Annotated in this window: 11 protein-coding genes; 4 read left to right on the top strand and 7 right to left on the bottom strand. The window is 63.3% G+C overall.

Annotation, left to right across the window (positions count from 1 at the left end; genetic code table 11):
* The first annotated feature begins 58 nt into the window (after positions 1–58).
* The 3 genes from KTJ89_RS07825 to KTJ89_RS07815 all read left to right on the top strand — a co-directional run bounded on the left by KTJ89_RS07825 (position 59) and on the right by KTJ89_RS07815 (position 5150).
* Entirely contained in the window at positions 59–1174 is a 1116-nt protein-coding gene (locus tag KTJ89_RS07825; RefSeq protein WP_259357304.1) for a diacylglycerol/lipid kinase family protein, read from the top strand.
* A gap of 222 nt (positions 1175–1396) precedes the next feature.
* Complete coding sequence (locus KTJ89_RS07820; RefSeq protein ID WP_259357303.1) at positions 1397–3586, top strand: hypothetical protein; 2190 nt, start codon at positions 1397–1399, stop codon at positions 3584–3586.
* Positions 3587–3827: 241 nt separating this feature from the next.
* Positions 3828–5150: a lipoprotein 17-related variable surface protein gene (locus KTJ89_RS07815; RefSeq protein ID WP_259357302.1), complete on the top strand. Its 1323-nt coding sequence runs from the start codon at positions 3828–3830 to the stop codon at positions 5148–5150.
* Positions 5151–5295: 145 nt separating this feature from the next.
* Here the strand turns inward: KTJ89_RS07815 and KTJ89_RS07810 are convergent, their stop codons facing one another.
* The 7 genes from KTJ89_RS07810 to KTJ89_RS07780 form a co-directional block, all read right to left on the bottom strand.
* On the bottom strand, positions 5296–6171 hold the full coding sequence (locus KTJ89_RS07810) for a DUF1206 domain-containing protein (protein ID WP_139467939.1): 876 nt from the start codon (positions 6169–6171) through the stop codon (positions 5296–5298).
* Between the two features lie 149 nt (positions 6172–6320).
* On the bottom strand, positions 6321–6761 hold the full coding sequence (locus tag KTJ89_RS07805) for a heat shock protein transcriptional repressor HspR (protein ID WP_062241058.1): 441 nt from the start codon (positions 6759–6761) through the stop codon (positions 6321–6323).
* A 14-nt stretch (positions 6762–6775) separates the two neighbouring features.
* Complete coding sequence (locus KTJ89_RS07800; protein WP_259357301.1) at positions 6776–7792, bottom strand: DnaJ C-terminal domain-containing protein; 1017 nt, start codon at positions 7790–7792, stop codon at positions 6776–6778.
* Positions 7793–7973: 181 nt separating this feature from the next.
* Positions 7974–8648 (bottom strand): nucleotide exchange factor GrpE, encoded by a 675-nt coding sequence (locus KTJ89_RS07795; protein ID WP_139467937.1) that lies wholly within the window; start codon positions 8646–8648, stop codon positions 7974–7976.
* A complete protein-coding gene (gene dnaK / locus KTJ89_RS07790; protein ID WP_139467936.1) occupies positions 8648–10510 on the bottom strand; it encodes a molecular chaperone DnaK in 1863 nt (620 codons plus the stop codon). Before dnaK ends, KTJ89_RS07795 begins: the two co-directional genes overlap by 1 nt.
* A gap of 220 nt (positions 10511–10730) precedes the next feature.
* Positions 10731–11378, bottom strand: a complete 648-nt coding sequence (locus tag KTJ89_RS19360; RefSeq protein ID WP_374990264.1) for an AAA family ATPase — start codon at positions 11376–11378, stop codon at positions 10731–10733.
* Positions 11379–11456: 78 nt separating this feature from the next.
* Positions 11457–12485, bottom strand: coding sequence for an ABC transporter substrate-binding protein (locus tag KTJ89_RS07780; protein WP_259357299.1), 1029 nt, complete (start codon positions 12483–12485; stop codon positions 11457–11459).
* Between the two features lie 135 nt (positions 12486–12620).
* Between KTJ89_RS07780 and fepB the strand changes: the two genes are divergently transcribed.
* Positions 12621–13652 (top strand): Fe2+-enterobactin ABC transporter substrate-binding protein, encoded by a 1032-nt coding sequence (fepB, locus tag KTJ89_RS07775; protein ID WP_259357298.1) that lies wholly within the window; start codon positions 12621–12623, stop codon positions 13650–13652.
* Positions 13653–13787: the final 135 nt, after the last annotated feature.

The following is a 13787-nucleotide window of genomic DNA, read 5'->3' as shown; positions in this document are numbered from 1 at the left end:
GTGTTTTCGACATTCGGCACTCAGCCTGCACACGACCGGAGCACTGTAGATTTGGGACATGATCATCGAGTTGGACCCCCTGATGACCTGGGTCATCGTCATCGGTGCCCTCGCCGTGCTCGTGGCCGCGTTCCTCATCGGCCGCCGCAACGGCGTGCGACGCACGCTCAACACGATGAGACGCTACGCCCACCCGGCGAACCTCGCCGACGAGGCAGTCGATGATGCGGCCCGATACCGTGCCGCGCTCATCGTCAATCCCACAAAGACCGATGTGCGCAAATTGGCCGCCACCGCCGAGGCGATCTGTCGTTTCGAGGGATGGAACCCTCCGCTCGTGCTCGAGACCACCCCCGAGGATTCCGGTGAGGGGGCCACGGTCCGTGCCCTCGACGAGGGAGTCGACGTCGTCATCGCCGCCGGCGGGGACGGCACCATCCGTGCGGTCGCCTCGGCGCTGGCCGGCACCTCCACTCCGCTGGGGATCGTGCCGTTGGGGACCGGGAATCTGCTCGCCCGCAATATCGACCTCGTCCTCGACAAGACGGAATGGGCGCTGCGGATCGCGCTGTGGGGACGCAACCGGGAGATCGACGTGGGGACGGCGAAGATCGCCCCCGACGGCGATACCCATGTCTTCACCGTGATGACCGGACTCGGCTTCGACGCCGCGGTCATGGCCGATACCAATGACGATCTCAAGGCCCGCCTCGGATGGCTCGCCTACGTCGAAGCGGGATCGCGGAAGCTCACCGGCAAACCCAGTCATGTCAAGGTCACCTTCGACGACGAGTATCGGATCTCGGCAAGGGTGCGTTCAGTGCTCGGCGGCAACTGCGGCCGATTGCAGGGAGGCATCCAGCTGCTTCCGCAGGCCGTGATCGACGACGGCATGCTCGACGTGCTCATCGTCAGCCCGAAGAACCTCGGCCAATGGGTCGGCGTGCTCGCATCGATCGCCGGCCGCCGAGCCTCACGCGGGCTGCACACGAACATCCGGAAGTGCCGAAAGGTCGTCATCGAAGCCGGCGACGAGGTCGATATCCAGATCGACGGAGACCCGCTGGGACAGTCGTCCTACCTGGAGATGGAGGTCGACCCCTCCGCCCTGACCGTCCGCGTGCCCACCGTCGAACAGCGCAAGCAGATCCGCGCCGAGGCGTGGCCTGTCTAGTTCGCAAACGCTGAATTCGCGCGGTCGACCCGTCCTTTCGCCGAGGCTGCACTGACGGTCATTCTTTTACCGACGAGTAGGTCACGAAACGGTTAAAGAAATTCACCTAAGTGTTACCGCTTCTAAACCTGAACAAAACGTACAGAAATAGTTTGGAAAACCCTCAGAACCTAGGATGAGTGCCGTATCACACCCCTCGCCACAGAGATTGAAGGCACTCCAATGAAGAAGATCATCCTCGCGCCGGCAGTCGCGCTAGCGTTCACCGGGCTTGTCGCGAGCCCGGTCGCTGCCGCGGAATCGACGTCTGCCCAGTCCGCCTCCACGCAGAAGGCCGAGCAGAAGAAGGTTGAAGCCGCAAAGGCCGAAGCCAAGAAGAAGGAAGAGGCCAAGAAGGCCGCGGCTGAGAAGGCTGAAGCCGAGAAGAAGGCAGCTGCAGAGAAGGCGGCAGCCGAAAAGAAGGCCAAGGAAAAGGCCGAGGCTGCCAAGAAGGCCGCTGAGAAGAAGAAAGCGGATGAGAAGAAGGCCGCCGAGGACAAGGCAGACAAGAAGGACGAGGCAAAGAAGCCTCCGAAGAAGGTCGATCCGAAGCCCGCTCCTGCCCCCAAGGACGAGGACAAGGACTCCAAGGACGACGACAAGTCCGAGGACAAGGCCAATCCGATCAATGCCTCGGTGCAGGTGACCTCGGGTGAAGTCACCGCCGAGGAGCTCCACGAGGACGGTGTGACCGTCAAGGTCACCGGCCTCGAGAAGGGCGACAAGGTCGCCGCCAAGTCCGGCCTGACCGGCCCGGCGACGACCGCTCAGGGATCGACCGCAACGATGAAGCTGCGCTCCTCCAAGAGCGCCGAGTCCCTCACCTCCGGCCAGCAGAGCCTTGCCGTTCAGGTCGAGCGCAAGAATGCACAAAGCGTCACGGAGACAACTAGCTTCTCGTACGCCCCGTTTGCAGATGACGGGACCGCCCCGATCGACGCCAAACTCTCGGTGTCCCCAAACGAGATCACCGCAGAAGATCTCGCCGACGAGAGCAAGGGCGTCGACGTCACTGTTACCGGCCTTGAAAAGGACGACACAGTCACTGACAGCCTGACCGGCAAAGAGAAGACTGTGCAAGCCGATGGTGATTTCACCTTCAGCGTCTACTACAAAGGCGATCCCGCGGATCTCGAAAAGGGCCCCGTCGATTTCACCGTCACCATCGACCGTGAGGACGAGGAATCAAAGACCCTCAACGGCACCATCAACGTCGTCGACGAAACCAGCGAGGTCGACCCGACCGTCAAGGTCGACTCGAAGGAGATCTCGCTCGAGGACTTCAAGAAGGACGGTCTGAAGTTCAGCGGATCCGGGTTCACCCCGAACGGAACCGTCAGCGTCAAGGGCGAGGCCGTCTCAACGCAGCGTGCCGCCGCACCGCAGGCTGACGAACTGCGCGCTGACGAAAACGGTGATGTCGAAGGCGTTGTGACCGCTCCCGAATCTCTCGAAGCCGGCACCTACTCGCTGACTTTCATCGACGATGAGACCAGCACCGCCAGCAACTCCGTCGAGGTCACCGTCACCGACGAAGACGAGGACGCCGTCGATCCGATCGACGCCTCACTCAAGGTCGATCCCAAGGAAATCACGGCCGCGGATCTCGCCAACAAGGACAAGGGCGTGACAGTCACCGTCTCCGGCGTGAAGAAGGGCGACACGATCACCGACTCACTCACCGGCAAGAGTGAGACCGCAGATGCCGACGGTGACTACAAGCTCCACCTCTGGTACGAAGGCAACCCCGCGAACCTCGAGGTCGGCAAGGTTCCGTTCACCGTCACCATCGACCGCGAAGGCACCGAGTCGGAGACTCTCAACGGCAACATCAACGTTGTCGGCGAAGACGACGGTGAGACCGAGGCTCCCGCCGAGGCGACCTTCAAGGTCTCGCCGAAGACGATCGAGGCGGCGGACTTCGCCAATGAGAAGAAGGGCGTCACCCTCGCCGTCGAGAACTGCGAGCCCGGCGCAGACGTCCACTTCGAGGTCAACCCGAAGGGCATCAACGTCACGGCCTACGAGAACACCGTCAAGGCTGACGACGAAGGCAATGCCTCCGTCAACGTCTTCGGCACCTCGTCGGATGTCTCCGCCTACGTCGGTGCGTACACTGCGACCGCGACCTGCGGCGACGACACCATGAAGGACTCCTTCACGGTCACTGAAGGCGCCAACGGCGGCGGATCTGACGGCGGAGACAACGGCAATGCTGGCAACGGCGGCGGAGATGACGGCAGCCAGTTGCCTCGCACCGGTGCCGACCTCGGTGGACTGACAACGGGAGCCCTGCTCCTCCTCGTCGGTGGCGCCGCGATCGCACTGACCGGCCGCAAGAACAAGTTCGGACAGACTCCGACGAGCTTCTGATCCGAGCCAGGCGGATGGCCTGAATCGAGTGGGAGGGGCGGCTCAGCACACGCTGAGCCGCCCCTCCCACTGTTCTGCAGTCTGTGACGAACCGGGTGTTCAGGGTGAATGAAGAATGAACTCTGCAACAGAGCCGACGTCAGTGCTGAACAAAACGACCACAACTATGTGTGTGGTGAATGTTGCATTACTGTTACATTCGTAATACTTCACACCCAGCTGTAATTTTCTAAGGAAATACATGAAGAAGCTCGCCCTCGCCCCCGCGGTGGCCATCGCCATCACCGGCCTGGCCGCATCCCCAGTCATCGCTGCTCCAAGCTCGGACAGCTACGCGCACACTGTCGTCAAGAACTCCGGCGACGCCCAGGAGAGCACTCCGTCTGAATCACCTGAGGCTGAAGCGCAGGCTATCGAGGCGAAGGTGACGACCTCCCCCAAGGAGATCACCGCCGAGGATCTCGCCAACAAGGACAAGGGAATCGTCGTCACGATCACCGGCCTTGAAGCCGGAGACAAGATCTCGGATTCGCTCACCGGCGAAGCAGGAAGTGCTGAGGGCGATACCTTCGAATACAACATCTACTCGACTCAGCCCGCCGAAGACATCGAGAACGGCAAGGTCGACTTCTCCGTCACGATCACTCGCGATGGCGAGGAGCGCACCTATGACGGGCTGAGCTTCTCCGTCGTCGACGACACAGACGAGCCCGAGGCTCCCGAGGTCGACCCGAAGGTCTCGCTCAACGCCGACAAGTTCACGGAGAGCGAGTTCGCAGAGAACGGCATCAAGGTCACCGGTGAGGGCTTCACCCCGAACAGCAAGGTCACCGTCGTCGGCGGCAACGCAACGTCGCCGTTCGCGACCAAGGAAGTCGAAGCCGACGACGAAGGAAAGATCTCCGCAACCCTGAAGTTCGAGGGCGACGAAGCGCTTCCGGCCGGCGACTACTCCGTCTGGGGCGTCGACCAGGAGTCGGAAACCAACTCCCCGGCTCAGGACTTCGTCATCACCGAAGACGAAACCGAAGAGCCCACCGCTCCGGTTGAAGAAGCCAAGCTGACCGTCTCCCCCGAGTCGATCACGCCTGCTGACTTCGTCAAGGAAGACAAGGGCGTCACCCTCGCCGTCGAGAACTGCGAACCCGGTGAAGACGTCCGCTTCCTCGTCAATCCCAAGGGCGAGTCGAGCGTCACCGCCTTCGACAAGACCGTCCAGGCTGACGACGAAGGCAAGGCCAACGTCAACGTCTATGGCACCAGCGCCTCCAACGCATCGGCCTACGTCGGCGAATACGACGTCACCGTCACCTGCGGCGATGACGAACTGATCGGTGACTTCTCGGTCGAGGAGGACTCGAACGCCGGCGGCGGCGATGAAGACGGCAACGGTGGAAACGACGATGGCGACAACGGAGATGCCGGCAACGGCGGCGACCTGCCCCGCACCGGTACCGAGCTGACCGGCCTCGTCGGCGGCGCCGGCCTCCTCCTCATCGGTGGAGTTGCAGTCGCCATGACCATGCGCCGCAAGAAGGTCGCCAAGGATCCCGCTGAGATCTGATGGCGACCGACTTGAGAACGTGCCGGCTCGACTGAGCCGGGCGTGAGTCGAAGAAGGGCGCGAACCCAGTTGGGTTCGCGCCCTTCTTCGTATCTCAGCGGCTAAACATCAGCGGCCAAACATCTGCCGCCGGGCAGAAGACTGCTCAATCCATGCGGTCGTACCTCGAGCGCAAGGCGAGGAAGACTCCGTAGAGGACCAGGCCCAAGCCCACCGCCAACAGCAGGTACGGCCCGAACGGCTGATCGCGCATGCCCTTGAGCGCACCGTCGATACCAGTGAACTCCTCCGGATCACCGGTCGCCGCAGACACCACGATGAGGATGCCCACCGACAGCAGCGTCGCACCTTTGCCCAGATACCCGACAACACCGGTGAACCCGACGAGGAAGCGGGTGAACGCGCTGCGCGGCCGACGAAGCTCATCTTTCCACTTCCGGCGCAGACCATTGATACAGAACACGATGCCGATGAGCGCAATCACGGCGCCGGCAGCCATGAGGATATACAGTCCGCCCGGGGCCTTCGCCACGGTCGTCGAGGCCTGTGAGCTCGCTTTGCCCGAGTCCGATCCTCCGCCGAAGACGAACTGGGAGAAGGTCGCGGCAACCACCACATAGGCAATGGCAGAACCGACCGTCGAGAAGAAGTCGATCCACTGTTTCCTCCCCTGCTTCTCCTGCGGGTCGCGAGTTCCGGCACCGCGCAGCGACGACGCACCGAAGAACGCGTTGACCAAGCACCACAACGCCATCAGCGCACAGCCGAGGAAGCAGATGACGATCAGCACCAGGCCGAAGGGCTGTGAAGCGATCTGTCCGACCGCTCCGGCCTGGTCGGCTTCGCCGCCGCCCTGCCCCAGGCCGATCGTCACGGCCGTCGCACCGAGGATCGCGTGGACCAACCCATTGGCAATGAAGCCCGCGCGGGCCACACGCTCGAACCAGCGGCTGTCCGCGGCTTCCTGAGCCGCCGAATCGGCACTGTCGGCGACCTGTCGAACCTTCTCTTTCTCGTTCACAGAGTCAGTGTCGCACAACACGTGTACTTTTCTGCGCCGCAATGAACTGGATTCGTCGAGCAACGCGAAAAGGCGGAGTGCGCACCGAAAGTTCGGTTCGCACTCCGCCTCGACGCTGTTCTCAGCGTCCCAGTCGGGCCTCGTCAGGATCAGCCGCGTCGGTACCGGTTGTACAGCACCAGAGCTCCCGGCTCAGGGCGACCCTGTGGGCGTCGTCCCCTCGAGATCGAGACGACGTCTCCGCCCACGGTTCCGGCCGCGAAGACACGCGCATCGCGTTCCTGCGCCGACCGGCGTGCCCGAACCTCGTCCTCAAGCTCCTCGTTGCGGCTCTTGAGCGCATCGACCTGATTCTGCAGGTCGATGATCTTCTTGATCCCGACGAGGTTGACTCCCTCGTCCTGCGACAGCTGCTGGATCAGTCGCAGCTTGGCGATGTCCTTCCCGGAATAACGCCGGCCCCGGCCCGCAGTGCGTTCCGGAGAGACGAGACCCAGTCGGTCATACTGCCGCAGCGTCTGTGGGTGCATGCCCGCCAGATCCGCGGCCACCGAGATGACATACACCGCCGCACTCGATGAAATGTGCATTGTGATTCACCACCTCAGCTGGCCTTGGCTTTGTCCAGCAAGCCGGCGCGTGGGTCCTCACCTTCAGTGGCGGCCTTGAACGACTCGACCGCTTGCTTGGCTTCCTTGGACAGGTTCTTCGGCGCCACGATCTCGACTGTCGCCAGCAGATCGCCGGTGCCCTTCTTCGTCTTCACACCTTTGCCCCGCACGCGCAGGGTCCGTCCCGACGGTGTACCCGGTGCGACCTTGACCTTGACGGGCATCCCGCCCAGAGTCGGCACCTTGACCTCGGCGCCGAGGGCCGCCTCGTCGAAGCTGATCGGCAGATCCATCCGCAGGTTGTCACCATCGCGGGTGAAGACCGGGTGCGGGCTCACGTGCACGGTGAGGATGACGTCACCGGGCTCGCCGCCGTTGGGGCTGGCCTTGCCCTTGCCGGCCAGGCGGATCTTCTGTCCGTCCTTGACCCCGATCGGGGTGCGCACGGTCAGCGGCTTCCCACCGGGCATGTTCAGCTTCACCGAGGCGCCGTCGATGGCTTCGGTGAACGACAGCGTCGTGCTCGACTTGATGTCGCCGCCCTTGACCGGAGGCTGGTAGCTGCCGTATCCGCCGCCACCGCCGAAACCTCCGCCGAATCCGCCGAGCAGATCCGCCAGGTCCGGGGGAACGTCTCCCCCACCGCCGTAGGTCGTGCGGGTCCGGGTGCGTCCGCCGCCTCCGAAGAGGTCGGAGAACACGTCGTCGAATCCGCCGCCGGCAGCCCCGCCGGGTCCACCGGAACCGGCGCTGAACCTGGCGCCGCCGCCCATGGCGCGAACCTGATCGTACTGGGCCCGGGATTCCTTGTCGGAGAGCACCTGGTGGGCCTGGCCGATCTCCTTGAACTTCTCCTCGGCCTTCTCATCACCGGGGTTGGCGTCCGGGTGATACTTGCGCGCGAGCTTGCGATAGGCCTTCTTGATCTCGGCATCGGAAGCATCCTTGGAGACGCCGAGGGTTTTGTAGAAGTCCTTGTCGAACCAATCATTCTGAGGTCCGGTATTCACCTGGCACCTCCTTTCCTTCCAATCAATCCTGTCATCAGGGTATTCACTTGTCCTCTCACAATCCGCATCCCCGGGGCGATGCCCCGGAGATCCGGACCGCCGCCGAGGCGGTTCCCCGGCCCCGCACGTCGGTGAACCGGCGTGCGGGGCAGGCAGCCGCCTCGGCGATCATGGTCGCTGCTCAGTCCTCCGGCTGCTGGACACCAACGCGGGCGGCGCGGATGATGCGCTCCCCGATCCGGTAGCCCGGCTGCATGACCAGGAAGAGCGTCGGATTCTCGACCTCATCCGAAGGCTGCTGCATGAGCGCTTCGTGGATATTCGGATCGAACTCGTCGCCGACCTCTCCGTACTGCTCGACGCCGAGCTTGTTCAGCGATTCGACCAGCTTGTTCACGTGGGTCTCGAAAGGCCCGGTGACATCGCCGTTGTCGCGAGCGAGCTTGACCTCGTCGAGCACAGGAATCAGGGCCTCGACGACCTTGATCGTGCCGCCGAGCGCCGCACGCTCACGTTCGCGGTCGGCCCGCATCCGGTAGGCCGCATATTCGGCGTTGATTCGCTTGAGGTCGGCCAGGTATCCCGCTGCCTCCGAACCCGGTTCGGGCTCGGCCTCCGGCTCGATGTCCTCGAGACCCGAGGCATCGGACGGGATGTCCACACCGAGGTCGCTGGCATCGGCCGCGGCAGCCTGTTCGGCATTCGGGTCCGCGGTCGGCTCCTCGCCGGCCCCGGCCGAGGCCGACTGGGCGTCGGCCTCGGGACGGACCTCACCGGTGTTCGGATCGACCCGGCGCTTGTCACTGAAGGTGAAGCCTGGCTCCTCGGACGACTTGTCGTTGCCCTCGGCAGTCATTACTTCTTCTCCTCATCCTCATCGTCGACAACTTCGGCGTCGACGACATCGTCGTCTGCGCTCGCATCGGCTGCGCCTTCACCGGCAGCTTCGGCGCCTTCGGCACCGCCCTGCTGGCTGTAGATGGCTTCGCCGATCTTCTGCTGGTTCTCCACGAGCTTGTCGTAGGCGCTCTTCACGGCGTCGTCGTCTTCACCCTTGAGGGCTTCCTTGACGGCGTCGACATCGCCCTGCATCTCGGTCTTGAGCTCTTCCGGCAGCTTGTCGGCATTGTCGGTCAGCAGCTTCTCGGTCTGGTAGGCGAGGTTCTCCGCATTGTTGCGGACGTCGGCAGCCTCACGGCGCTTCTTGTCCTCTTCTGCGTGCTCCTCGGCCTCGCGGACCATGCGGTCGATGTCTTCCTTCGGCAGTGCCGAACCGCCGGTGATCGTCATCGACTGCTCGGTGCCGGTGCCCTTGTCGGTGGCCGACACGTGGACGATGCCGTTGGCGTCGATGTCGAAGGCGACCTCGATCTGCGGCACACCGCGCGGAGCCGGAGCGATACCGGTCAGCTCGAAGGTGCCGAGGTTCTTGTTGTCGCGAGTGAACTCACGCTCACCCTGGAAGACCTGGATCGACACGGAGGGCTGGTTGTCCTCAGCGGTGGTGAAGGTTTCCGAACGCTTGGTCGGGATCGGGGTGTTGCGCTCGATGAGCTTGGTCATCACGCCGCCCTTGGTCTCGAGTCCGAGCGAGAGCGGGGTGACGTCGATGAGCAGGACGTCCTTGCGCTCACCCACGAGGACACCGGCCTGAACGGCGGCGCCGATGGCGACGACCTCATCGGGGTTGACGCCCTTGTTGGGCTCCTTGCCTCCGGTGAGTTCGGTGACGACGGCGGAGACGCCGGGCATACGGGTCGAACCGCCCACGAGGACGACGTGGTCAATGTCGCTGACGGAGACACCGGCGTCCTTCATGACTGCGTGGAACGGAGCCTTGGTGCGCTCGAGGAGGTCCTTGGTCAGGTCCTCGAACTTCGCACGGGTGAGGGTCTCATCCAGGTGGATGGGTCCGTTCTCGCTCATCGACAGGTACTGCAGCGAGATGTTCGTGCTGGTGGCCGAGGACAGTTCCTTCTTGGCCTGCTCTGCGGCTTCCTTGAGGCGCTGCAGAGCGGTGGCATCCTTGGTCAGGTCCACGCCGTAGTTGTTCTTGACCTGCTCGACCAGCCAGTCGACGATGCGCTGGTCCCAGTCGTCACCGCCGAGGCGGTTGTCACCGGAGGTCGCGCGGACCTGAATGGTGGAGAAGTCGTCTTCGTCCTTGCCGACTTCCAGCAGGGAGACGTCGAAGGTACCGCCACCGAGGTCGAAGACGAGGATGAGCTCGTCTTCCTTGCCGCGCTCGAGGCCGTAGGCCAGAGCGGCAGCAGTGGGTTCGTTGATGATGCGCGAGACGTTGAGGCCGGCGATCTCACCGGCGTCCTTGGTTGCCTGGCGCTCAGCATCGTTGAAGTATGCGGGAACGGTGATCACCGCGTCGGTGACCTTCTCCTGCAGGTACTCTTCGGCGTCGTGCTTGAGCTTCTGGAGGATGCGGGCCGAAACTTCGGGGGCCGTCATCTTCTTGCCGCCGATCTCGGTGGACCAGTCGGTGCCCATGTGGCGCTTGACCGATGCGACGGTGTTCTTGATGTTCGTGACGGCCTGGCGCTTGGCGATCTCACCGACGAGGGAGTCGCCGTTCTTGTTGACTGCCACGACGGACGGGGTCGTGCGACCGCCTTCCGCGTTTGCGATGACCTTCGGGTCGCCGCCCTCGAGGACGGTGACGACGGAGTTCGTGGTTCCGAGGTCGATTCCGACTGCACGTGCCATAGTTTTCTCTCCTTACAGATCGTGAGTTCCTGCGACTCGAATGTGTGCGATCGGGTGGCTCCGGTTCTTGAGTCAGAACCACTCGACCGCACACATTGAGCCAACCGGACTCAAGTATTCTCTTCGAGGTTCCGACCGTCAAGTCGGCCTCATCAAAGTTGCGTACACCAGACTCAACTTTGCTGAGGATGGTTTTATTCCGGCGGGAGAGGATTTCTTTTCAGACAGCCGCTGCGGTATCGAGCAGGCCGAGAACATCATCGACAACAGCACCCCGATGCGACAGCACGACACGGCCCCAGGGCTCACCGTCACCGAGGCTGTCACCACGAAGGATGCGCTCGCGCAGTTCGCTCCAGCGCCTCCAATGTCGGTCGAAGGCGCGTCGCCTGACAAGCCTCTTCCGCTGCGCCTGACCGCGAAGCGCGGAATCTCGATCAGTATCGATGAAGACAATCATCGGTCGATATCCGAGAATTCCTGCAAGGCTCACAATGAGTCGGCGACTCCATCGGCGGGTGCCCGGATCATGGATGACCAGCGGTCCGCCGCCCCTGTTGAGCATGAGCGCAAGCACGCGGAGATGGGCGATCGTGTGGAGAATCGGTCGAACAAGCGCGTACGGCAACCACGGCACCCACTGACGCAGCTGACGTCGCACGCCCTCCGGGTCTGCCGACCGCACCCGAGGCGATCGGCCCCGTAATACTCTGAGCGCTTCGGTCTTGCCTGCCCCGGGAACCCCGGCGATGACAACGAGAGGAGTGACCGCAGCACTGCCCGATGGGCCGCTTTCGCGCCCTTTGAAATTCCGGTCGAGTTCCTTAACGAACCCGTCGTCGCCTCTCGCAGCGGCTGCTGATCCCATGGTGACCTCTCCGAGTCAGATGATGAGAGTCAGCATAGAGGCGATTTCTTCGCCGTCACTGCGAAATCTCTCGGAGATTCACTCGCCGAGGTGGCCCTCCAGATCATCGAGGATCTGACCGGCCCCGGTCGGGCCGAGTCCGAGGAACCAGACATCGTCATTGACGCGGATGGCCTTGCTGTCCTGGACCGCGTCGAGACCCTTCCATTGGCTCGACTCGAGTGCCTTCTTCTCCCCGGTCGCCTCCGGATCGCCATAGCTGGTGTAGAAGACATAGTCGCCGGCCGCCTGGTCGAGGTTCTCCGGAGAGATCTCGACGGCGAGCTCGTCGACGTCCTGATTCTTCGGGCGCTTGAACCCGGCATCGTGGAGGATGACTCCGATGAGCGACTGATTCGCGTACAGGCGGAGGCGATCAGGCATGAAGCGCACGAGCGAGATCGTCGGGTCGCCGTCGACGGAGTCCTTGAGCTCTCCAGCCTCGCGAGCGTACTCCTCAAGCTCCTTCGTCGTCTCGTCTTCCATGCCCATCGCCTCACCCACGAGGCGGAAGTTCTCCTTCCACGGGAAACCGGGACGGATCGAGAACACCGTCGGAGCAATGGAGTCGAGTTCGTCATAGAGTTTGTCGGCGCGCAGCTGGCTACCGAGGATGAGGTCAGGTTCGAGTGAGGCGATCTTCTCGAGATCAAGCTCCTGAATCGTGCCGACCGTCTCGACTCCCTTGACCTGGTCTTCGAGATAGCTCGGCACCGGGCTGGCGCCTTCGGTCGTCACCATGCCGACGGGTGTGATGCCCAGCGACAGGACATCGTCGAGCTCTCCCGTGTCGAGGACGACGACGCGCTCGGGCTTCTTCTCGATCTCCGTCGTGCCATTCGCATGCTTGACCGTCCGCGGGAAGACCCCAGCCTCGGCATCGCTGCCGAGCTTCGCAGTCTCCTCATCAGCAGTGCCGAAGGCCTCGCCTCCTGTCGCAACATCTTTGTTTCCGGCGTCCCCGTCGGCGCCCTTGTCACCCTCGGCGGCACAGCCGACAGCGAACAGGGCAATGGTCAGAGCTGAGGCGGCCACAGCAACCGCCCGATTCTTCAGAGTCGATTTCACGAAGATGAGCCTACCCTAAGTGGATACTTCGCTCGACACGCCGCACCTTCCGCTGAATCGCACCACGAATGCAGTTTCCCGGGCCTACTTAGGTTAGGCTCATCTTCGCAAGCGAACATTCTCGAAAGGTTCCCTATGTCCCGCGTCAAACCCGGCAGCACACGCGTATTTGCCGCAGTCACCCTCGCCACCGCTCTCAGCCTCAGCGCCTGCGGCGGGTCCGGCTCTTCCGACTCCGGCGATGGCGACACCGCCGCCGACGGTCAATGGCCCCTGACGATCACGGACGACGCCGGCCACGAAGTGACCATCGACGAAGCTCCCGAATCGATCGTCTCCACCTCGGTGACTCTCACCGGCAGCCTCCTCGCCGTCGACGCACCGGTCACCGCCTCCGGGGCCACCATGCCCAATTCCCCCGTTGCCGACGATCAAGGCTTCTTCACGCAGTGGAGCGACGTCGCGAAGGAGAAGGACGTCAAGGCCCTCTACCAGGGCGACCCCGATGTCGAGGCCGTACTCGCCGAGGAACCTGACCTCATCGTGGTCTCGAAGACCGGCCAGGACTCAGCGAACGCCATCTACGATCAGCTCAGCGACATCGCTCCGACCGTCGTCATCGACTACGGCGACAAGGACTGGCAGGAGGTCACCACCAAGCTCGGTGAGATCACCGGCCACGAGGATGAGGCGAAGAAGGTCAACGACGAGTTCGGTTCCCGCGCCGAGGAGGTCAAGTCCGCCATCGACGCCCCGAAGCAGCCGGTCACCGGCATGATCTTCAACGAGAAGGCCAAGGGCGGAGGATCCGGGGCCAGCGCGAACATCTGGACCCCGGAATCCGCTCAAGGCAAGCTCCTCCAAGAGGTCGGCTTCGAACTCGCCGAGGTCCCCGAAGGCACAGCCGGCCAAGGCGAAATGGGCAAACGTGCCGATATCGTCGAAGTCACCGGTGAGAACCTGTCGAAGGCCGTCACCGGCGAATCCGTGTTCCTGTTCAACGCGAACGAGAAGACCGCCGCGTCGTACGCGAAGAACTCGCTGGTCGAGAGCACACCGGCGGTGAAGAACGATGCCGTCTACCCGATGGGCCTCGACTCATTCCGCCTCGATTACTACTCCGCCACGAACGTCCTCGACCGCATCGAGGACGAATTCGGCAAGTGAGCGCCTGAACACGAAACGGACGGCCGGCAGCGACGATACTTCTCGCTGCCGGCCGTCCGTTCTCTGCCTATGGAGCCCCGTCTTGGCGGCCCCGGCGGGGCCGCCTCGGTGGTCGGATCGACCTCCGCGGGGCCG

Origin of the sequence: Brevibacterium sediminis (genome assembly GCF_024895295.1) — a bacterium.
Lineage (GTDB): Bacteria > Actinomycetota > Actinomycetes > Actinomycetales > Brevibacteriaceae > Brevibacterium > Brevibacterium sediminis.
Note: the sequence above shows the minus strand (reverse complement) of the source record. Positions and strands in the feature narration are given on the sequence as shown.